A 21,635-nucleotide genomic window follows, 5' to 3' on the forward strand; every position below is an offset into this window, starting at 1 on the left:
CGAACGAGCTTGGGGCTTGTAGCGATTCTGCTCCAGCGGCTCAATAGAAAGCCCCGCAGGGGGCTAGCGGTGATAGCTATCCTGGACCACACGGCGCAGCTCCCCTGCCGCGGCGCCGCATGACCAGGCAGGCTGCTGCCCCGAGGCAGGATAGCGTCGCCGTGGCCGGTTCCGGCACCGGCGACTGCACTTGGCGAAGATCCCCTCCCAGTGCCGTGTAGACTTGTGCCCACAGGCGGTAGTCTTTCCCGTTGGGACGCGCTATCTTGTGCCCAGCCCCATTGCTCTTTCGACGGGGCGGCGCTGCCACAGGTCAGCCGCGCTGATGGATGCTCACCAGCAGATGGTACCGCAGGACTCCTGGCGTGAAATCTCATCCCCCTGGAGGGGGGAATCGGCCGATGTGACAGCGCGATTTCCAGCAGGTTGATTGGGGCCAGCTATCGTCCGCGTCGGTAGTGCCTTTCCCTAACGCTTTCCGCCCCCACTGCAAGCACTTTGCACGCTCCGCCCCCTTCTCCGCAAAGAGAATGGCAATAGTTGCAAAATCATGCCACTGCCTTGCCCACACCTTTGGAGCGATTACCTTTAGATCCGTTGAGGCGGATTGCAGCGATTGCACGGACCTCGGTTCGCTTAACGATTCAACACGGCAATCGCCATCTTTTCCATCTGGTTAGCCGCAGGTTGCTAGCCAAGTTTCAAGTCTCCTTTGAGAAATCAGTTCTGCTCTGCCCAGCAATTGGCGCCTCAACTTTCTAGGGGCCCACGTTGCTCTCTAGAACCCACATCAGCAGGAAGATCCACGTTCATGACCAGCTACCAAGGGAATACGCCCTCTATCACAGTACTTCTTTATTGCGATTTGCAATTTGACCTATCGGAGTAGCGCTAATGAATTGGACCAACCTGTTACTTGCCGGCTAGTTACGACACGTGGATCCGCAACGATCGCAGCCATGCCGCGAACGGGGTAGACGCCGTTTTGGACTGGCGTTTGTCCTTCGTGCCTTACATCCAGTTCGACATGTCGGGACGGATGGTCGACCGCATCTCGAAAACCACCCTTACGGTGACCAAGGTATCCAGTGCCCGGAACGATGGTGTCAACGGCGCACGTTTCGCCACCTACGGTTTGTTGGATATGGTAGATAGCACGCTGCAATACTGGGACGAGTTGGCAGATTTCGATCCGAATGACGGAGTCGACCGCAGTCGCGTGTTGAGCCTGGATCCCGAAGGTGGAACCGCTGATGTTGTGGAGACTTTCGCCGCCGCTCCGGGCGCTGCAAGTGGTGAGACCACCATCGCGATCACCAGGCAGGCATTGGTTGACTTTTTGAACGATTGAGCCGACGCTAACGGTATGGTCACGTTTGTATTCCCCTTCGAGCAAAGAGACCGAGGCGCCGGTCTCGCTTGCAAGGAACACACGACCTCCGATTGGCATCCACGCTTGGACATCGAGTACACCGCTCAAGTGCCGGAACCAACTTCCATTGCACTTTGCAGCCTGGCTGGCATCGGGCTACTGGCCACGCGGCGACGCAAGTAGCAATCAAGACAACTCGGAGTGGCGGCCGGCGAGTCTAGGGCAGCACGCTCGTCGGTCGCCCGCTCCTCAATCATGACCAACCCTTCTACGCGACGGTCGATCGGCCGTCGCGTAGCTGCCTATTTGGAAGGATAATAATGCAGACTCACAAGTCATCAATCTCCACTTGCCCAATAGCGCCGACCATACCTGCCATCGCGCGATGGCTGTTGGCCTTTGTGGCGTTGGGAGCCGCCTCGCTGTTTCAATCGGCCAGCGCCGACGACTTCTTAATCACGGACTTCGGGGCCAAGCAAGGCGGCAACGAGGTCAACACCCACGCGATTCAGCAAACCATCAACCAGGCCGCCGCAGCCGGTGGAGGTCGGGTCGTGGTGCCGAGCGGCACCTTCCGGACGGGAGCCCTCCACCTGAAACCGAAAGTTGAACTACATCTGGCTGAAGGAGCCGTGTTGCTCGGCTCGACCGAATTGGAAGATTACCCCAAACGGATGACGCGCATCGAGGGTCACTTCGAACCGTGGCGTCCCGCCTTAATCAACGCCGAGGAGGTACCGAACGTCCGCATCAGTGGCAGTGGGACTCTGGATGGCAACGGAAAACCATTCTGGGCGGCCTTCTGGAAACGTCGCAAGGAGAATCCTAAATGCACCAACCTGGAGGTGGAACGACCTCGATTGATCTATATCGATGGGGCGAGTGAAGTTCATATCAGTGGTATTCACCTCAAGAACTCCGGCTTCTGGAACCTGCACCTTTATCGTTGCCAAAGCGCGTTAGTAGAAGGCCTCACAATCACCGCTCCGCACGGCGATCCGCCGAAGATTACCGACGTGGCTCAACCGTGGGATGAGCTCTCGATTGACCGCGCGCCTAGTTCCGATGGAATTGATATCGATAGTTGCCGCAATGTGACCATTCGCAAGTGCACGATATCGGTGGGGGACGACTGCATTGCCCTCAAGGGATCGAAGGGGCCGCTGGCCATGCGGGACGAATCGAGCCCTCCGGTGGAGAACGTGCTGGTCACCAACTGCAACTTCCTCAATGGTCATGGCATGTTGACCTGCGGTAGCGAAGCCACCGTGATTCGGAATGTCACTGTTCGCAACTCGACTGTCGGCAATGGTGTGCCGGTGGTTCGCTTTAAGCTCCGCCCCGACACCCCTCAGCTTTATGAGAACTTCGTGTTCGAGAACCTGAAGCTCGACAGCGCACAAGCGCTGTTCGACGTAAAGCCTTGGACGCAATTTTTTGATTTGGGGGAGCATGAACCTCCCGCGTCGGTGGTGCAAAACGTAGTGCTTCGTAACATCCAGGGGACGGCTCGTTCGATTGGCGAGCTACGGGGAAACTCCGGCGATATGATTCGAAACATCTTTGTCCAGGACGTGGACGTCCGCGCGCAGCACGACTCGTTTCGTCATGCCGATATCGACAACTTGGCCTTTTCCGATTTCACGGTCAACGGCGAGCCCTACCGTGTGGAAGATTAGCCAGCAATCGGGTAGCTTGGAATGTGAAAAACACTGCCCGTTTCCGATATGTGAGGTTTCACGATGTCTCTCTCCGATGCCACGCGGCCGCAGTACGGCTCCACAAATCCTTCGCCCGCCGAACAAGCCGAAAAGGGAGTTCAGCGCTATAGCGCTGCGGTCGAACTGTTGCCAGAGAAAGAAGAACTGTACCGCGAATTGCACGCCAGTGTCTGGCCGGACGTGGTAGCAGCACTCAAGCGGGCCAACATCCAGAACTATAGCATTCACGTGCTCGAATTGGGTGGCAAGAAGTACTTGTTTCAGTATTTCGAGTACGTGGGCGACGACCCCAAACGCGACTTTGCAAGTATTGGCCAGGATCCAACGACGCGCGATGAGTGGTGGCCCATTACCGACGCCTGCCAGTCGCGAATCGAGGGCACACCCGAAGGGGAACAATGGTTGCCCGGCGAAATGGTGATGCACCTGCCTTGAACCACGACACCTCAAACCGACTGGGATAGGAATGTCCATCTCCTCGCCTCTCTTCTGCCGCCCGCTGGCCGGGATGCCACTGCTCCTGACGCTCGGACTACTTGTCACTCTTTTTCCATCGCAGGAAGCATCCGCTGCCCCGCCACGACAGTCGATCGAGCTGTCGGAAGGATGGCGATTCGCTCGCGGGCCACAAGCGAGCGCCGAGCGCGTCGAATTCGACGATTCCGGATGGCGAGATGTCCGCATCCCGCACGACTGGAGCATTCAGGGCCCCTTCGAGAAATCGAATCCCGCCGGTGGCGACGGGGCCTTCTTGCCGACCGGAATTGGCTGGTATCGGCTCGAGCTTCCCAAAAACCTTGGTGCCGAGGGGCGGAAGGTGCTGGTGGAATTCGATGGGGTAATGGCCAATAGCGATGTCTGGCTGAATGGTCATCACCTGGGACACCGACCCAATGGTTACGTCAGCTTCCGTTACGACCTTGCCGAGCACCTGAACAGCGATCCGGCAGCAACCAATACCCTTTGTGTGCAAACCGATACCCACCAGCAAGTGGCCTCGCGTTGGTACACGGGCAGCGGCATTTACCGCAAGGCTCGGCTGCTCGTGTTCGACAAAGTGCATCTAAACGACCTCGATACGTTTGTGACCACGCCGGAAGTCTCCGCGGCCAAAGCCAACGTTCGCATCAACGCGGTCGTGGTCAACGATTCCCAGCAGGCACAGCAGTGCAAGCTGCACACCACCGTGCTCGATCCAAGCGGGGCGGAGGTCGCCTCGGACGAGCAGCAGTTGGAGGTAGTTGCCGGGGCTTCGCGTGCGGTGCAAAGCGTGCTAAGCGTGGCTAACCCTGAGCGGTGGGATGTCGGCGATGGCAACATGTACGTGGCCGTGCAACGACTAACAGTGGGCGACACAGTTCGAGACCAGACCGAAACCCGGTTTGGTATCCGCGACGTTCAATTCAAATCCGATACGGGATTCTGGATTAACGGGCAGAACATCAAGCTCAAGGGAGTTTGTTTGCACCACGATGGCGGAGCCTTCGGGGCGGCGGTGCCGACCAGCATTTGGCGCGACCGCCTGAAGCGTCTGCAATCGCTAGGCGTCAACGCGATTCGCACGGCCCACAACCCACCATCGCCGGAGTTGCTGGACCTTTGCGACGAACTCGGAATACTGGTGTTGGACGAGTTCTTCGACTGCTGGACCGTTGGTAAGCGGAAGTACGATTATCATCTTTACTTTGAAAAATGGGCTCATCGCGACCTGGCCGATACGATACGCCGCGATCGCAACCATCCATGCGTGGTATTGTACAGCGTGGGCAATGAGATTCGTGACACCCATCGCGCGGAACACGCCAAGCAGGTGCTCGCCGGCCTGGTCGAGGTGTGCCACAACACTGACCCCACCCGGTGCGTAACCCAAGGCCTGTTCCGACCAAATACCACTCACGATTACGACAATGGCCTAGCCGACTTGCTCGACGTAATTGGCACCAATTATCGTGATGCAGAATTGCTGCAAGCCTGGCGCGATCAGCCCGGCCGTCGCATCGTCGGTACGGAGCAAGCGCACGAGCGGGGCACCTGGCTGGCCTGCCGCGATAACCCACAGCACAGTGGCCAGTTTCTTTGGGTGGGTGTCGACTACCTGGGCGAGTCCCGACGCTGGCCGGTCACGACGTTCGACTCCGGCTTGATTGACCGCACCGCTCGCCCACACCCGCGGGGCTACGAACGGCAGAGCTGGTGGAGTGAAGAACCGATGGTGCGAGCTTTTCGACGCACCTCGCCCACCGAAGCTACCCCCGCCGATCCTGGCTATGAGGTAGCTGAGTGGGTTCGAAAAAAGGTGCTGTTCGACGATTGGACACCAAGTTACAAGAATCGCGCACCCAATGAGGAAAGGGTAGAAGTTTACAGCAACTGCGAACAAGTACGGCTGGAGCTTAACGGGCGGGATCTCGGCACCAAGTCGTTGCCCCCGGATGCTCGTCCCCGCACGTGGCAGGTGAAGTACGAGCCCGGTGAACTGGTAGCCATAGGATTAAACGATGGCCAAGAAGTGGCAAGGCATCGCCTGCGCACTGCCGGAGAGCCGGTCACCCTGAAGCTGACGAGCAACCAACAGGAACTCAGCCCCGATTGGGACGAGGTAGCCACCATTCAGGTTGATGTGGTCGACGCCAAGGGAGAGCTTTGTCCGACGGCCAATTACGATATAAAGTTCCGCGTCGAAGGCCCCGGCGAGCTGGTGGCAGTCGATAATGCTTCCATAGTGAGCCTCGAATCGTTCCATGAGCCGAGACGCCAAACGATCGGCGGCCAGTGCTTCGCCTACGTTCGAGCAACGGGCTCAGAAGGCGAAATCACCTTGGTGGCGGAGTGCGATGGCTTGGGAGAAAACCCGGCCACGGCCAAGACGAATCTTAGGGCCAGCCCGTAGGGTAAACTTACGAACTCTCTGAAGCAGCCAGATCACGCGTGGGGCTGGCAGGCAGTTTCCACTCTTCATACGGAATCACTCCCTCGTCGCCATAGGGTGCATCTTGAGTCAGGTGGGGCGCCAAGGAAGGAAGCTGCGATCGGATGTCGGCAACGACTTTGCGTGCCAGGAGGTAGCTTCCATAGCTAGTATGGTGCGTCTTGTCGACGAACGCCCGGTCCAGGTTGTCGCCTAGCGCACGGTACAGCAGGCGGCTCTGCGAATTCAGATCGATCAGTGGCACATCCAGATCCGCTGCCACCTGCCGCACGGTTTGAGGATACTTGCCCAAGGTCTCATGCTGGGCGCCGCCCAGCCGTTCCATGGAAGTAACCAGCACCGGATGCACTCCCTGGGCGCGTGCCCGCTCCACCAACTGTTCAAGCGACCTACGATACTGCTCCAGAGCATCGGCGTCTTTGATCTTCATGTCGTTGTGCCCGAACTGAATGAAGAGATAGTCGTCCGGCTGGGCGGATTCGAAGATCTTGTCGAAGCGGTGGGCACCAAGCGAACCCCGCACCGTCTCACCCGACTCCGAGTGATTGGCCACGGCGACAGACGGCTGGAAAAACCGTGGGAGCATCTGCCCCCAACTGTTCCAGGGTTCGCGAGGCTGATCGGCCACGGTCGAGTCACCGGCCAGGAAGACGGTCGGCGCGTCATCCGCCGGCTCGATAATCACCGACGCGACAGCCGGTTGAGGGCCATTGAACTCGAGTGTAAGTCGATTATCCCACGCCCACGCCTCGGTGGTCTTCTCGCGTCCCTTGAGCCGCACCTGGCCGCCATCGCGCAGCTCGGGACGGCGCAGGTTGACAATGATCTCATGCGTGGGCTCGGCACTCCTCTCGACCATCAGCCGCCGCAGTTCGGCCTTTACGGTAACTGGATTGCTGGGTGATACTCTAGGAGTTGCGATGGAGACGCGGTAGTTGCCTTCAGGCAGGTCGACCGAAAAATAAAACGGCTTATCACTTTGGCAGACGTCGCCCGCGAGGGGATCGTCGTCCGTCGATGCGTTCTCGACTTTGATCGTGGGCTCGAAACCATACCCACGCTCGGGCGTATAGGTCATATCCGCGGTTACTGGATAGTAACCACGAGCTACCTCGCCCGCCCCGAAGTCGAATCGCTTGACGGTGAACTTGCCGTCCTCTCTCGCAGGCACCTGATCGGGTGGAAGCAGGTAGTCCCGCAGTTCGCAGGAATCTAGCTGAGAGATACCATCGGCCACGCACTCCGCATTCACCAACGCGCCTTCGAGGCTGGTGTGCGTGTGGTCTTGCGGTGTGAAATAGTCGGCATGCACCTTCACTTGGCCGTCCTGCTCGTATCGCTGGGAGACGATTTCGTTGAGGTCCACAAACAGTGCATCCGCCTGCTCGGCTGCCTCGCGTGCCCATTTGCCATAGTCATTGCTGGCGCGGATGACTTTGCCATCCTGCCAACGGTCGCGCGGGATCTGCGACAGCACGATCGGCGTGGCGCCATGCTGCTTGGCGTTCTCACAGTACTTTCGCAGGTACCATCCGTAAGAGTGCACGACGTCGGGCTTGCCCGTCGCCTCGACGACGCCTTCACGCGTTTCGTCGCCGTTGCCTTTGATGGAAGCCCGCGGACGGCTCCCGTTGAACATCTCGCCACCGTCGTTGTGGCCAAATTGCATCAACACAAAATCGCCTGGCTGCAGTTGCTCCAGCACCTCCCGCCAGCGACCTTCGGTGAGAAAGGTGCGTGAGCTTCGCCCGCCGATGGCCTTGTTGACCACGTTGATCTGGGCGGTGTCGAAATGTGGTGCCAGCACCTGTCCCCAACCGTACATTCCTCCTTCGCCGTTGCCGCGGCCACAGCGAACGGTGGAGTCTCCGATCAGGTAGAGCGTGGGCTTCGCTGGTCTCTCGACCTGCTCGGCGTACGTCGCGACGGTGGCCAGGGACAGCAGCCCCGCAAGCAATTGGCCGCGGAGATGAGAGAAAAAAGGACAGCACAAAATCATGGCGGTGCGACTCCTGCAGGCTTGGATGGCCAGTTTATGACAGGCCGATGAAAACGGCCGCGGCGACATCGCTACTTCTTGGACGACAATCGGATGGTGAAGTCGTTGTTGCCCGACTCCACCTCGTAGGTGATGTTCGATGTGGTTGGATCCATGTAATGGGCCGGAACGAGCTCGCCCGAGTCTTTAGCCGATCCGCGAGGAATGTCAGGAGAGTCGTAATTTGGCTGGTAACGGCCCTTTTCCTCGAAAGCCATGACCGCCACATAATAGGAGCCAAGCACAGCACCATGATAGCCGTCTTCGGTCTTGAGTTGATAGGCGCCGTCGGGCTGAATTTCGCCCTTGGCCGACGGCCCGCCCCCCTTGGGCACGAACAGCGTGAAACCGCTGCCGATACGGCACAGGCTCCGTTGAAGCTGGCATGCAAAGGCAACATGCAATCCTCCGTAAACACTTGGCAACAGTGGCGGCAAGCCACAAACGACCGGGAACGATCTAGACGATCAATCGATACTTGGAAAAGGTCAGCCTGGGAGGAAACCGCTTGAGCAATCAGAATCGGAGGGACACTCGCCGGGTGGGGAGTGGTCACGCGGGGCAATAGTAGAAGCGATACACGACATCCTCATCTCGTACGCTAACGCAGCGGCAAAAAGCCCGCAATTCGATGCGATTTGGTTTGCGTCAAACGACGTCGAGATTGCGTTACAAGGTCCAGCTAGTATTCCAGCCCGCTGCTATTATGGAAGTGTGCGGATCGCTTCAAAGGAACAGGTACTCCCCCCTCTTGCCTGCCTCAGGGCAATCGAGACACCTGCTGCGGAATGCCGTGTCACAGGTGGCCACGAGTCGCCAGCAAAGTCGCCCTTCGCGTTCAACTTCACCCGGCTCCCAGTAGCTTCGCGGCACGAGTGCCGCGCGGCCAAGTCTGGTTGAGCTTGCCTGAAATCTGACATCACTGGTTTAAATGAAGCCCTTCTCAGCACCGCGCCATAACGTCGACCGTAACCGAAGGTTGAGACTCGAGTGCCTCGAAACCCGCCAGATGCTTGCAGCAGCGTCGCTCGGTGCAGCGGCCGACACGTTTTTGCGCAGCGGCCAGAACGGCGGCGGGGACGCATCGCTCGACTCGCGTTTCAGCTTTGTACCCTACATCAAATTCGACCTATCGGGTTTGAACATTGACGAGGTTAGCTCGGCCACGCTCACGGTGTCGAAGGTGGCCAGCGCCCGCAACGACAGCATCAACGGCGATCGCTTCGCCGTCTATGGACTGCCCAGTCTAGCGGGAAACACTCCGCAGAACTGGAGCGAAGCAACGCTGGTCGGGGGGGCAAACTCGGGCGGCGAATGGGTGGACGACGCGGCGCTCAACGGAGTGGATCGCGCGCGGCTGTTCAACCTGGATGCCGAAGATGGCGCCAATGTCACCGAAGTGGTCACCAACGGCACCAACGTTCCTCAAGTGCTCACTGGCCCCGATCTGGTGAAATTTCTAAATGCGCGAGTGGACGACGATGGATTCGTCACCTTCGTTATTCCAGTCGAAGCCACGGATGGGCGCGGTTACGGCCTGGCCAGCAAAGAACACGCTGACTCTTCGCTGCATCCCCAATTGGACATTACCTACAGCGAAGCCGATACCGAGACGGACCCATATCCCGAGAACCCAATTCGCTTCGCCAGACAGGTGGAACAACTCGACCGCGGTGTTGTCGCCCTGCGGACCTCCAGCAATACGGCTTATATTGGATGGCGAATGGTGGGCAGCGATCCGCAGGATATTGCCTTCAATCTGTATCGCACCACCAATGGCAGGAACATCGTTAAGCTGAATGCGACGCCAATCACGCAAACCACCGACTTTGTGGACAACACGGCTACCTCGGGGGCAAGCTACACCTATTTCGTCCGCCCGGTAATCGATGGCTTGGAACAAGATCCCAGCGAGAGCTATACGCTGTCATCAAGCACGCCCAGCCAGCAACACCTCGATATCCCCCTGAGTCCTCCGCCCGGCGGCGTGACTCCAATTGGCGACAATTACTCCTACAGCGCCAATGACGCCATCGTGGGAGACCTGGATGGCGATGGACAGTACGAAGTGATTCTCAAGTGGGATCCTTCCAACTCGCACGACAACTCGCAAGGCGGCTACACCGGCAACGTGTACGTCGACGCCTACACGCTAGAAGGCGAACGGTTGTGGCGCATCGACTTGGGCCGAAACATTCGCGCCGGAGCCCACTACACGCAGATGGTGGTTTACGACCTGGACGGGGATGGACGATCCGAAGTCGTACTGAAAACCGCGCCGGGCACCAAGGACGGAATGGGCAACGATGTGATCCTCGACGGAGACGATCCGAACGCCGACTATCGCAACTCCAGTGGCTACATCCTCACAGGTCCCGAATACCTTACCGTGTTCGAAGGCTACACCGGCGCCGAATTAGCAACGATCGACTTCCCGCTCGAACGGATCAGTGCTTCCACCTGGGGCGACTCCTATGGAAACCGAGTCGACCGCTATCTGTCGGGGGTTGCCTATCTGGATGGCGTCCGCCCCAGCATCGTGTGGGCGCGTGGCTACTACGGTCCGCAATCGGGGTTTAACGCCCGCAACGAGGTGGTCACTCTCAACTGGCGCGACGGTGAGCTCTCACAGGTGTGGCGATTCAACGCAGCGACCAACGGAGACTATCCCGAGTACATCGCCCAGGGCTCCAACGCCCTGGTGATGGCCGACGTCGATGGCGATGGCTTCGACGAGATCATTCACGGCGCTGCGGCGCTCGATCACGATGGTTCTCCACTTTATTCCACCGGTCTGGGACACGGCGACGCGTTGCATGTATCGGACATGGATCCATCGAATCCTGGGCTGGAAGTCTTCATGGTCCACGAGTCGCCATACGCCTATGAATCGCAAGGACGCGACGCTGGCGGTGAGCTGCGCGACGCCCAAACTGGCGAACTCTTGTTCCAGATTCCCTCGAACAACGACGTTGGCCGCGGTGTGGCTGGTGACATCGACCCCAACCATCCCGGGTACGAATTCTGGGCCACCACCAACGAAGGGGAGCGGATGATCTACAACGTCTCGGGCCAGGCGTTGTACCCCACGCCCGGCAACATGATGTACAACTTCCTGGTGTGGTGGGACGCCGACCTGTCACGTGAGCTGCTAGACGGAACTACGATCTCGGAATGGAACAACCCGAGCCGCACGAACATTCTGTGGTATGGCGATAACAACAGTCTGAACAACACCTCGCACTTGGCGAGCAACAATGGCAGCAAGAGCACGCCCGCCCTGGTGGCCGACATTCTGGGTGACTGGCGTGAGGAAGTCATCTGGCGTCGCAGCGACAACTCGGCTTTGGAGATCTGGAGTACAACGATTCCAGCCACATCGCGCCTCACGACCTTGATGCATGACATCCAGTATCGCGAGTCGATTGTCGGCCAGAACGTGGCGTACAACCAACCCTCGCATCCGAGCTTCTGGATCGGCGATGGCATGACCACGCCGGACCAACCACTAATCTACTACGCTGGCGGTCTAACGGGCGACTACAACGAAGATGGCTCTGTCGACCTGGCCGATTACACGGTGTGGCGAAACACACTAGGCAGCACCTCGAATTTGGCCGCGGACGGCGACCACAATGGCGTGGTCGACGTCGGTGACTACCAGCTCTGGAAAGACAACATCGGCGCCACCGCCCCCCAGTCGACCACCGCGGCAGCACTGGCGTCTTCCTCCACCGGCAGTAATCTCGCCACGGAGGAACCCGCCCCTGCCGCTTCGTCGAGTGGCGACACCGCTCTGGGCGTCGCCTTCGCGTTGCTGGGAGACGAGACTCCGCCGGCCTCCCGCCAGTCGTCCTCGGTCCCCCGTGCTGAGGCGTCCGCTCCCCAGCAAGAGGCCAACTTACTACTGCTGGCGCGCTCTGGCGATTCGGATGCAGGCGACACCTCTCGCGGCATCCGCCATCAGGCACGATCTACCACCACAACAAACGACCTGCGACACGGATGGCGATCGCTCGAGGATCACGACTGGGACGAGGTGTTACAGGCCATGATTTCTCCCCTGCGTTTCGCCACGAGCGGCCGGTAGCTGTTGGAAATCATGAGACAATCCCAAGTCCGTACTTCGACCCGCTTGCGGTTTGAGACGTTGGATCCGCGAACGGTACTCTCTACCGTCACGCTACAAGCGGTCGCCGACACCTATACCAAGGCGGGGGTAAACGCCGGGATGGCTCCCGTGCTCGACCTGCTCGACGGCAACACAACCTTCGCCGACCAAGTCGGTTACATCCGGTTCGATCTTTCGGGCCTCGATCTCGACCAACTGCAAACCGCCACTTTGTCACTCATCAAGCAACCCAATGTCGCGGGCGGACGCGACGACTTTCTTATTACCGATCGCTTTGATGTATACGGTTTGCTCGATTTGCCTGGTAACACCGCGCAGGCGTGGGACGAGGCCACCCTGGCCGAAGGGAACGTGGGCGCCGAGTACACTCCGCTGGCCGCAGAGGGGCTCGACGCAACGCGGCTGTATAACCTCGACCAGGAGAGCGGCGCCAACGTGTTCGAATCGGTCATCAATGCTAATGGCAGTGCTGCCTCGATCACCGGCGACGACCTGATCACATTTCTTCGCCAACGAGCCGACGCCGAAGGCCAGGTGACATTCGTCACTTACGTGCAAGCTGGCAACACGCGGGGCTATGCGTTCGGCACACGAGAGAACGAAGACCCCGCTGCCCGACCCACACTCAAATTGGAGTTTCCCAACGATCCCCTGCCCGACCCCTATCCCGATGATCCGGTAGTGTTGCCGCGTCAGATGGAGTGGCTCGATCTGGGCGTGATCGCCATGCGGCGCGCCAGCAACGAGATCTACGTCGGTTGGCGACTACTAGGGAACGATCCGGCAGACATCGCATTTAACGTCTATCGCTCTTCAAATGGAGGTCGCCCTTCAAGGATCACGACGGTGCCGATCACAAACTCGACGAATTTCGTAGATCAGTCCGTCACCACCGGCGTGCAGTACGAGTACTACGTGCAACCGGTGGTAAACGGCTTGGCGGGCGACTACAGCGAGCGGTACATCGTTCCAGCCAACCAGCCCGCGCAGCAGTTTATCGAGGTGCCACTACAGATTCCTGATCCCGTCCAGACGTCCGACGGGGTGTGGCACAATTACACGGCCAACGACGCCAGCGTTGGCGATCTGGACGGAGACGGCGACTACGAGTGGGCGAATCCTGGCAGGCAGAATCTCGTTTCATACGCAAATTCGGGGATTAACAACAGCGCGGCCCTTTCCAGCAACAACGGCACGAAGTCGACTCCGGCTCTCACCGCCGACCTGTTTGGTGATTGGCGCGAGGAAGTCGTCTGGCGGCGGAGCGACAACACGGCTCTGCAAATTTGGTCGACCACTATACAGACCGATATGCGTTTGCCCACATTGATGCACGATCTGCAATATCGAGAAGCGGTCGCCTGGCAGAACGTCTACTACAACCAGCCGCCGCATCCCAGCTATTTCATTGGCGCCGGCATGGGCGAGGCACCGCGTCCGCCGCTGTACTTTGGTGGCGAACTCGCTGGCGACTATAACAACAGCGGCGCCGTGGACCTGGCAGACTATACCGTGTGGCGCAACCGCCTTGGCAGCACGGAGAACCTGGCCGCCGATGGCGACCACAATGGTACCGTGGATCAGGGGGACTACTTGGTTTGGAAAACGAACTTTGGAGCCACCAGCGCCGCGGCACTCCCGATGCTGCAGGCATATCCCACCGCTGCCCAAAGCTCGTCGACGACGGAAGCCACCGCGAGTTCGACAGCCGGCTCGAATCTGCCGCCCACCCTCGCTGGGTTGCCGACAGCAAGAACTAAAGCGCAGCCAGCGGAGGGCAAAACCCTGCTACCCGACGACACCGCGAGCGACGCTCCACAGCGGGCGGAACTGTCGGTCACCTTGGCACATCAACACAGGCCTGACACTCGGTCCGAAGGTTCTCCACTCTCGGAGGACGAAATGCCAAGCCGCTTGGCCTGGCATGCTGATCCGACTAGGGGGCCAGCCTTACGTCGCGCTTTCGAGGACTGGGGGCGAGCGTAGCCCGTCGTTCACCACGATGGTCACTCGCCAGTGGTTGTGTCCGCGGAGGGGTCGGCCGATGCTTCCGATCGGTCTGCTCCCAGGTAATAACTTGGGTAGCAAGGCTTGTTGTAGACCACGTTCTGCCAGACCAGGCCCAAGCGGTATTGTCGGTCGGCCAGCAGCGTGGGCAAGCGCAGGTCCGTGGGATGAGTCGTCGAGTAGAGTTGCAGCGAATCTCCCTGCGGCGAGACCAACAGAATCTCCTCCCGCCAGTCGCCCAGCAGATCGCCCATCAAGGCAGGGCCGCGCGCCGCGGCAATGCCTTCGAGCTCGTCGATGGTGTCGGTAGTTTGTGTCTGCCAGTTCCACTTCGATATGCGGGTGGGCACCGGCTCAAAACGCCAGCTTGGGGGACCGCGTCGCTCGGCCGAGTCGTTTCGCCGACCTCTACCAGGCGGGCTGCTGCTGTCGGACTGACTGCCAGGATTCGAGTTGGCGGGCGAAGTTGTGGACGCCCGCCGTCGCGAGCGGCCGCGCCAGCCACCCCGCCCCGGCGAGAGGAGCTCGCGCAAGGGATCACCATCCCACCAGATGCTCCACCGGGTCTCGCGCGGCGCGGCCCCAATGGATTCGCCCTGGGCGTTGCGAAGCCCGCCGGGTCCGCCCCACATTTCGAATCCCCAGTGCCTCGGATCGATGTCAGCTGCCATTCCGTTGGGAACATCGATCGCGGGGCTGTGACTCCACAAAATCTTCCCCGTACGCGCGTCTCGAAAAGCAGCGCCGGGTGTCTGAAATTCTTCGGCGTGTTCCTCATTCTCCTGCACGGTGAAGACTTCCAGCCCCGGACGTGCGGGATCGAGATCGCTGATGAACATCGCGTCGCCATGCCGAAGCCCCGTGGAATAGAGCCCCGTACCATCGTCGTCGACGACCATTGCCTGGTAGACAATCTCGTCACGTCCATCGTGATCGACATCGCCCACCGACAAATTGTGCCCTCCCATGCCGGAATAGGGCGATGCATTCCTGAACGGAGGACGGCTGACACCTGTGTCGAAGGTCCAGCGGTGCGAAAGTACTTGATCGCGCCAATCCCAGGCCACAATCGCGATCCGGCCGTAAACGCCGCGGCACATGATCAAACTGGGATGCTCGCCATCCAGGTAGGCCACGCACGCCAGAAAGCGGTCGCATCGGTTTCCATAATTGTCGTTTCCGGCGTTACCGCCGATACCTCCCCAACCTGCAATCGGATCGCGGGAGGGAATGTAGTCCACGGTACTTAGGGCTGCTCCGGTTCGCCCGTCGAACACTGTTAGATACTCCGGTCCGTCAAGGATCCGACCGTTACGCAGCGATCCATCTTCCAGTGTCCGCCAGTCCTTGTCGGGATCGCCAATCACCCGGCCAGTGCCATCCACGGAGCCATCGGCCGTCTTACAGGCTACTTCCGCACGACCATCGCCATCGAGATCGTACACCATGAACTGTGTATAGTGTTCGCCATCGCGAATGTTCTTGCCGAGATCGATTCGCCACAACCTCGTGCCATCCAGGCGATACGCATCGAGAATGGGCGTGCCCGTCACACCAGGGGAGCCGTTGTCGCGGGGACGCGATGCTTGGTGGAGCACGATCTCCCATTGTCCATCGCCGTCCAGGTCGCCGATCGACGCGTCGCCCGGCCGGTACCCTTCGATGGTGTCGATGTCGATGTTCAAGTAGCCATCGCTCCAAACGTGCGCTGGCGAAGACGACTCTCGTTCCTCCCCACCAACCACCGTTCGAATCGAGTACTGCAGCGACGGATCTGCCGGCGCGCGATCATCGGCCCAGTTCGTTGCCTCCGACGGTTGAACTTGGTGCACGAGTTCTGGTCCTCCGCTCGAGGCGCGGCGATAGATGTTGAATCCGACCCCGTTAGCTTCGGCTGGGAGCAGCCTCCAACTAACGAACACCGAACCGTCCGCCTGGCGAACGGCCACCACACCGCGATTCAGTTCTGCTTGCGTTGGCTCCGACTTTGCCAATGCACAGCCAAAGCAAGTTGTAATGGCGACAAGCGCGACCGCGCGACGGATAGCAGGCATGATCACAACACCTTTGGGTCCACAACTCCATTTAGCGTTAGCGTGCATTCTAGCTGAAACCAAGCTGCCTTACTTTCAACGCGTCGCTTCGAACGCCTCGCCACAGGGACCATTTCCGCAATCGAGCGGCGTTCTTTCGCAGGCCCGGCCGATGTCACTCTGTCATCAGCACCTCGAAGCGTGCGCCGACGTCGCCCCGCGCTGCGATGCGAAGCCCAATTAGTCCTCACGATCGATATGCGCCAAGAACACGATTCGGGCACGGCGGAATCTCGAAGAGTCAGTAGAACCAGACGCCACTTCGGACATCCGAGAGGTGCGTCAACTCGTTTGTCAGCAGCGGATAACCGAGCTTTGCGAGTCACATTACAGGCATATAATTAGGTATCTAATTATTAAATAGGCTATCAAAATTGAGGGTGGAAGTGCTGAAGCACGACTTTCTGTCCGATGTCGGATACTGGGTTCACATGTGCGCCCATCGATTCGAAATCTTGATGAATGCCGAACTAGCGAGCGAAGGCATTTCATTTCGACAGTTTCAGGTATTGGCGTGGCTGGCAGTAAGAGGACAACTTTCGCAAATCGAGTTGGCCCGGTGCTGCGGCGTCGAACCTTCGACCATTGTGGCAGTTGTGGACCGTATGGAGCGTGACGGTTTAATCGAGCGAACGGTTTGCCCCGATGATCGTCGCAAGCACCGCATTGTCCCCACTTCGGCGGCGGAGCCGGTTTGGAGCCGTGTGGTGAAGTGTGGAGCTAAGGTTAAGAAATGCGCCACTGCTGGGCTGACGGAAGCCGAATTGGCGCAACTGCGTTCGCTACTCGAGCGGATGCATACGAACTTGGAAGAGCATCAGAGCATCAGCTGACTATGAAATCCGAACTATCACGGGAACAAGAGGAAGCTTGCCTTCAACAACCCAATCGAGGCCACTGCGGGCGCAGGGTGGCCGCTTCGCTGTCCGCCATCGCTGCGTTGGTGATGGTAGGTTGCGAAGCATCGAACGAATACGCGCCGCCGCCCCCACCGGTCGTGACCGTTGCAAAGCCAGTCGAGCGACCGGTGCAAGAGTATTTTCGAGCCGTCGGACAGACACGGGCGGCGCAAAGGGTCGAACTGATGTCACGTGTCAGCGGATACCTCGACGCCATCGACTTCGAAGATGGACAACTGGTCGAGAAGGGCCAGTTACTGTTCGTCATCGACAAGGCACCATACGAGGTGGCCGTGCAGTCGGCCGAAGCGGCTCTGGCCAAGGCAGAAGCGAACAAGGAGCTGGCCGATCGACAGTTCAGCAGGACCAAGCCGCTGGTATCACGCAACGCGGTCGCCGAGAGCGAACTCGATCAAGCGATTGCCGATCGCGATGCGGCCGAAGCCGATGTAGAAGCTGCAAAAGCGGCCCTGCGTGATGCCAAGCTGAACCTGGGCTACACGGAGATTCGCGCCCCGTTCGCTGGACGCATCGGCAGGCACCAAGTCGACCTCGGCAATCTGGTACAGCCGGCATCTACCTTGCTGGCGACTATCGAATCGGTCACTCCGATGCACGCCTATTACACGGTGAGCGAGGCCGATTTGCTGCGTTTCATCAAGATGCAAGAGTCTGGTGAGCTCAAGACTGAAGGAGTAATACCAGTCGACATGTCGATTGGCACGGACGACGATTACGCGTATCACGGCCATTTCGACTTCAGCGAGTTTGGCGTCGATCCTGGAACCGGCACCACCGAATGCCGCGCGGCGTTCGAAAATGAAGACGGACGCCTGCAGCCGGGGTTGTTCGTTCACCTGCGAGTGCCAGTGGGCGCCCCCCAGCAGCGAATGCTGGTACCGGAGAACGCTCTTGGAACCAATCAACGTGGTGACTATCTGCTTGTCGTCAACGCCGAGAATAACGTTGAATTTCGCCCAGTTGAACTGGGCGAGTCCCTGGGTAACGAAAGAGTCATCCTGAGTGGAGTTCGTGCCGACGACCAGGTGATTGTCGCCGGGCTGCAGAGGGCCCGCCCCGGCAATCCGGTTACCCCGGAGGAGGAAACCGCCAAGAAGCCCGCGGCTAAAGGGACCGATGCCGACGAGGTCGAAGCCGATTCTTCCCCAGAACAGCAATAGCAGCAGACGACGATCCACCAGTAGGTTTACTCCATGCTTTCGAAGTTCTTTATCGAACGCCCCGTCTTTGCAAACGTGATCGCGGTGATCACCATGCTGGTCGGTGCCGTCTGTTTGTGGGAACTGCCCATTGAGCAGTACCCGGAGATCACTCCCCCCACCGTTCGCGTAAGCACAGTTTATCCCGGCGCAACGGCAGAAACCGTGGCCGATACCGTTGCTGCCCCCATTGAACAGCAGGTCAACGGTGTCGAAGGCATGCTCTACATGCAATCGACCAGTTCGGGCGACGGCTCCTATTCACTGACGGTGACATTCGAAATCGGCACAAATCTCGACGACGCCCAGGTTCAGGTGCAAAACCGGGTCGCCATCGCCGAGCCACAGCTTCCCGAAGAGGTACGGCGGCAGGGGGTAACGGTAAAGAAGCAATCGACCAATATTATTCTGGTGCTGTCGCTCACCAGCGACGACCCCCGAATGGACACGCTGTACCTGTCTAACTACGCCACCCTGCGACTGCGTGACGAACTCAGCCGCATCAAAGGGGTCGGCGAGGTCACCGTGTTTGGTACCGCCAGCTACAGTATGCGAATTTGGCTTGATCCGCAGAAGCTCAAAGCGCGGAACATGACTGCCAGCGACGTGTATGCCGCCCTGGCCGAACAGAATGTTCAGGTGGCGGCGGGACAGATTGGGCAACCTCCCACACCCGACAGCGGCCAATTTCAATACTCGGTAACTACGCAAGGCCGGTACAGCGACGCCAAGCAGTTCGAGAACATCATCGTCAAATCAGGGCGGGGCACACGGTTGGTCTACCTGAAAGACGTCGCCCGTGTCGAACTTGGAAGCCAGTCGTATGATCAGTTCACAGAGAAAGAAGGTCAGGCCAACGCCAACGTTGGTATCTACCAGCTTCCCGGCGCCAATGCACTGCAGGTTGCCGAGGAAGTGAAGTCCGCTCTGAAGCGGCTTAGCCAGCAGTTCCCGGCCGGCATGCAATACGACATACCGCTGGATACTACGGAGTTCGTCGAGGCTTCCGTCCATGAGGTTTACAAAACACTCTTCGAGGCCGGCCTGCTCGTTCTCGCGGTAATCCTGGTATTTCTGCAGGACTGGCGGGCTATCCTCATCCCAGCTACCACGGTGCCCGTTACCATCATTGGTGCGTTCGCAGCCATGATGATGCTGGGTTTTTCGATCAACATGCTCACGTTGTTCGGGCTGATCCTTGCCATTGGAATCGTGGTAGACGATGCCATTGTGGTGGTCGAAAACGCCGTGCACCATATCGAACGTGGCGAACCGCCAAAGGAAGCCACGATACGCGCCATGAGTGAAGTGCTGGGGCCCATTATCGGCATCACCCTAGTGTTGCTGGCCGTGTTCATTCCGGCCTCGACGCTGGGCGGTATCACGGGGCAGCTCTACCGGCAATTCGCCCTGACGATCGCCGCCACGGCTCTGATCAGCGCCGTCAACGCTGTGTCGCTCAAGCCGGCTCAGTGCGCCTTGTGGCTCAAGCCAACCAGGGACAAGAAGTGGTTCTTCTTTCGTTGGTTCGAAGCGGTCTATGGCGTTTTCGAACGAATTTATCTGGCCATTGTGCGCCGCTTGGTGAAGGTTGTCTGGCTCGGTTTAATGGTATTCGCCGTGCTGCTAGGGCTGGCAGGATGGTGGTATGTGCAACTTCCGACCGGCTTCATTCCCACGGAGGATCAAGGGTACATTCTCATGTCGGTCCAGTTGCCCGATGCCGCGTCGCAAACAAGAACCCGTGAGGTGATGTCGAAGATCGACGCCATTCTGGCGGAGACAGACGGCGTATCCAGTTGGGTTACCATCGGCGGACTATCGCTGCTGGACAACAGTAGTGCCCCCAACGCGGGCACCGTGTTCGTTTCGTTCACCGACTTCGACGAACGCGAAGAAGAAGGACTTTCTCAGGAAAAGATCCTCGGATCGATCCAACAACGTCTGGGTGGAATCCGGGAAGCCCTAGCATTCGCCTTTCCCCCACCGGCGATTCGCGGCCTCGGGGTGCGAGGTGGTTTCGAAATGCAGGTTGAGGATCGCGGCGATGTCGGTCTCGACGCATTGCAGGCCGCGACGCAGACAATCGTTGAGAACGCCAACTCGCAATCGGCACTTACCGCCGTCCGATCATCTTTCCGCGCTGGCGTTCCCCAATTGCGGGTTGACATCGACCGCGAGAAAGTCGAGACGCTGGACGTACCCCTCAGCGACGTGTTCATGACGCTGCAAGCCTATCTCGGATCGGCTTATGTAAATGACTTCAACAAATTCGGCAGAACTTACCAGGTACGCGTCCAAGCGGACCAGCAGTTCCGAGCCGAGGCAGACGACATACAGCGACTCGAAGTCCGTAATCGCAGTGGTCAGATGATTCCAATGAGCGCCCTCGCCACAGTGCACCGTACGCTCGGGCCGCAAGTGCTCAATCGATATAATCTTTACCCTGCTGCCAGCGTTACCGGCGAAGCCACGCCAGGGAACAGTTCGGGCGACGCGCTGAAGATCATGGAAGGGCTTGCCGAACAGACCTTGCCGGTGGGAATTGATTACGACTGGACGGGCATGGCGTATCAGGAAAAGAAGGTCGGCGGCGAGTCGATATTCGTCTTCTCGGTGGCCATCCTGTTGGTGTACCTGGTACTTGCCGCTCAGTACGAGAGCTGGATTTTGCCGATCTCCGTCATTCTGGTAGTGCCGCTTGGTTTGCTTGGAGCAGTGGTCGCAGTGGCCGTTCGGGGCATGGACAACAATGTTTATACACAAATCGGTATCGTGCTGATTATCGCCTTGGCAAGTAAGAATGCCATTCTGATTGTTGAGTTCGCTCGCGATCTGCGCAATAGCGGAAAGTCAATTCTCGAGGCCGCCGTACAGGCCGCCGGCATGCGATTCCGCCCCATCATCATGACGTCCTTTGCGTTCATTCTCGGCGTAACACCGCTGGTATTTGCTCACGGACCGGGAGCGGCTGGCCAGCGTGCGCTAGGCACCGCGGTTTTCGGCGGCATGATTGCATCGACGGTGCTGGCCGTGTTCTTCGTCCCCATCTTCTACGTGATGTTCCAGCGACTCGACGAGTTCCTGGGGCACCGGCAAGCTCCAGAATCAGCTGAGTGAATTCGAGCCGCGGCGTTCGCAATACGCAGCTCCGCGATGTGAACTGATCCGCCCCCTAATCGGCCAACTGGGCGCTCGTGGCCGGAAATCTGGCCCCCTCCAGG

Annotated in this window: 14 protein-coding genes; 10 read left to right on the forward strand and 4 right to left on the reverse strand. The window is 59.0% G+C overall.

Annotated elements, in window-relative coordinates; genetic code table 11:
- Positions 1-76: 76 nt before the first annotated feature.
- Positions 77-310, reverse strand: coding sequence for a PEP-CTERM sorting domain-containing protein (locus NG895_RS30850; protein ID WP_425267215.1), 234 nt, complete (start codon positions 308-310; stop codon positions 77-79).
- A 687-nt stretch (positions 311-997) separates the two neighbouring features.
- On the opposite strand from NG895_RS30850, the gene NG895_RS09285 reads away from it, so the two are divergent.
- The 5 genes from NG895_RS09285 to NG895_RS09300 all read left to right on the forward strand — a co-directional run bounded on the left by NG895_RS09285 (position 998) and on the right by NG895_RS09300 (position 5,983).
- A complete protein-coding gene (locus NG895_RS09285; protein ID WP_252852207.1) occupies positions 998-1,351 on the forward strand; it encodes a hypothetical protein in 354 nt (117 codons plus the stop codon).
- A gap of 15 nt (positions 1,352-1,366) precedes the next feature.
- Positions 1,367-1,555: a PEP-CTERM sorting domain-containing protein gene (locus NG895_RS30855; protein WP_425267216.1), complete on the forward strand. Its 189-nt coding sequence runs from the start codon at positions 1,367-1,369 to the stop codon at positions 1,553-1,555.
- A gap of 137 nt (positions 1,556-1,692) precedes the next feature.
- Positions 1,693-3,051: a glycoside hydrolase family 28 protein gene (locus NG895_RS09290; RefSeq protein ID WP_252852208.1), complete on the forward strand. Its 1,359-nt coding sequence runs from the start codon at positions 1,693-1,695 to the stop codon at positions 3,049-3,051.
- Between the two features lie 63 nt (positions 3,052-3,114).
- The gene (locus NG895_RS09295; RefSeq protein ID WP_252852209.1) at positions 3,115-3,528 is read left to right on the forward strand and encodes an L-rhamnose mutarotase; all 414 of its coding nucleotides are present in this window, start codon (positions 3,115-3,117) and stop codon (positions 3,526-3,528) included.
- Positions 3,529-3,559: 31 nt separating this feature from the next.
- Positions 3,560-5,983 carry a glycoside hydrolase family 2 TIM barrel-domain containing protein gene (locus NG895_RS09300; RefSeq protein ID WP_252852210.1) on the forward strand — a complete coding sequence of 808 codons (2,424 nt, stop codon included), beginning with the start codon at positions 3,560-3,562 and terminating at the stop codon, positions 5,981-5,983.
- 7 nt (positions 5,984-5,990) lie between these two features.
- Here NG895_RS09300 and NG895_RS09305 read toward each other — a convergent pair whose 3' ends face one another.
- On the reverse strand, positions 5,991-8,021 hold the full coding sequence (locus NG895_RS09305) for a rhamnogalacturonan acetylesterase (RefSeq protein WP_252852211.1): 2,031 nt from the start codon (positions 8,019-8,021) through the stop codon (positions 5,991-5,993).
- A gap of 71 nt (positions 8,022-8,092) precedes the next feature.
- Positions 8,093-8,464 carry a hypothetical protein gene (locus NG895_RS09310; protein WP_252852212.1) on the reverse strand — a complete coding sequence of 124 codons (372 nt, stop codon included), beginning with the start codon at positions 8,462-8,464 and terminating at the stop codon, positions 8,093-8,095.
- A 605-nt stretch (positions 8,465-9,069) separates the two neighbouring features.
- Here NG895_RS09310 and NG895_RS09315 point away from each other — a divergent pair.
- Entirely contained in the window at positions 9,070-12,150 is a 3,081-nt protein-coding gene (locus NG895_RS09315; RefSeq protein ID WP_252852213.1) for a rhamnogalacturonan lyase family protein, read from the forward strand.
- A 12-nt stretch (positions 12,151-12,162) separates the two neighbouring features.
- Complete coding sequence (locus NG895_RS30485) at positions 12,163-14,178, forward strand: rhamnogalacturonan lyase family protein (protein ID WP_279676095.1); 2,016 nt, start codon at positions 12,163-12,165, stop codon at positions 14,176-14,178.
- A gap of 20 nt (positions 14,179-14,198) precedes the next feature.
- Here NG895_RS30485 and NG895_RS09330 read toward each other — a convergent pair whose 3' ends face one another.
- Positions 14,199-16,253 carry a rhamnogalacturonan lyase gene (locus NG895_RS09330; RefSeq protein ID WP_252852214.1) on the reverse strand — a complete coding sequence of 685 codons (2,055 nt, stop codon included), beginning with the start codon at positions 16,251-16,253 and terminating at the stop codon, positions 14,199-14,201.
- A 497-nt stretch (positions 16,254-16,750) separates the two neighbouring features.
- Between NG895_RS09330 and NG895_RS09335 the strand changes: the two genes are divergently transcribed.
- From NG895_RS09335 to NG895_RS09345, 3 genes are read left to right on the forward strand one after another with little or no spacing between them, the layout of a single operon-like run.
- A complete protein-coding gene (locus NG895_RS09335) occupies positions 16,751-17,125 on the forward strand; it encodes a MarR family winged helix-turn-helix transcriptional regulator (RefSeq protein WP_252852215.1) in 375 nt (124 codons plus the stop codon).
- Between the two features lie 2 nt (positions 17,126-17,127).
- Positions 17,128-18,372, forward strand: coding sequence for an efflux RND transporter periplasmic adaptor subunit (locus NG895_RS09340; RefSeq protein WP_252852216.1), 1,245 nt, complete (start codon positions 17,128-17,130; stop codon positions 18,370-18,372).
- A 33-nt stretch (positions 18,373-18,405) separates the two neighbouring features.
- A complete protein-coding gene (locus NG895_RS09345) occupies positions 18,406-21,531 on the forward strand; it encodes an efflux RND transporter permease subunit (RefSeq protein ID WP_252852217.1) in 3,126 nt (1,041 codons plus the stop codon).
- Positions 21,532-21,635 lie beyond the last annotated feature (104 nt).

The sequence above is a fragment of the Aeoliella straminimaris genome (assembly GCF_024054565.1).
Taxonomy (GTDB): Bacteria; Planctomycetota; Planctomycetia; order Pirellulales; family Lacipirellulaceae; genus Aeoliella; species Aeoliella straminimaris.

Coding starts and splice junctions, on each gene's coding strand:
- NG895_RS30855 (WP_425267216.1), top strand. CDS start 1,367: ATGGTCACGTTTGTATTCCCCTTCGAGCAAAGAGACCGAGGCGCCGGT.
- NG895_RS09290 (WP_252852208.1), top strand. CDS start 1,693: ATGCAGACTCACAAGTCATCAATCTCCACTTGCCCAATAGCGCCGACC.
- NG895_RS09295 (WP_252852209.1), top strand. CDS start 3,115: ATGTCTCTCTCCGATGCCACGCGGCCGCAGTACGGCTCCACAAATCCT.
- NG895_RS09300 (WP_252852210.1), top strand. CDS start 3,560: ATGTCCATCTCCTCGCCTCTCTTCTGCCGCCCGCTGGCCGGGATGCCA.
- NG895_RS09305 (WP_252852211.1), bottom strand. CDS start 8,021: ATGATTTTGTGCTGTCCTTTTTTCTCTCATCTCCGCGGCCAATTGCTT.
- NG895_RS09315 (WP_252852213.1), top strand. CDS start 9,070: ATGCTTGCAGCAGCGTCGCTCGGTGCAGCGGCCGACACGTTTTTGCGC.
- NG895_RS30485 (WP_279676095.1), top strand. CDS start 12,163: ATGAGACAATCCCAAGTCCGTACTTCGACCCGCTTGCGGTTTGAGACG.
- NG895_RS09330 (WP_252852214.1), bottom strand. CDS start 16,253: ATGCCTGCTATCCGTCGCGCGGTCGCGCTTGTCGCCATTACAACTTGC.
- NG895_RS09335 (WP_252852215.1), top strand. CDS start 16,751: ATGAATGCCGAACTAGCGAGCGAAGGCATTTCATTTCGACAGTTTCAG.
- NG895_RS09340 (WP_252852216.1), top strand. CDS start 17,128: ATGAAATCCGAACTATCACGGGAACAAGAGGAAGCTTGCCTTCAACAA.
- NG895_RS09345 (WP_252852217.1), top strand. CDS start 18,406: ATGCTTTCGAAGTTCTTTATCGAACGCCCCGTCTTTGCAAACGTGATC.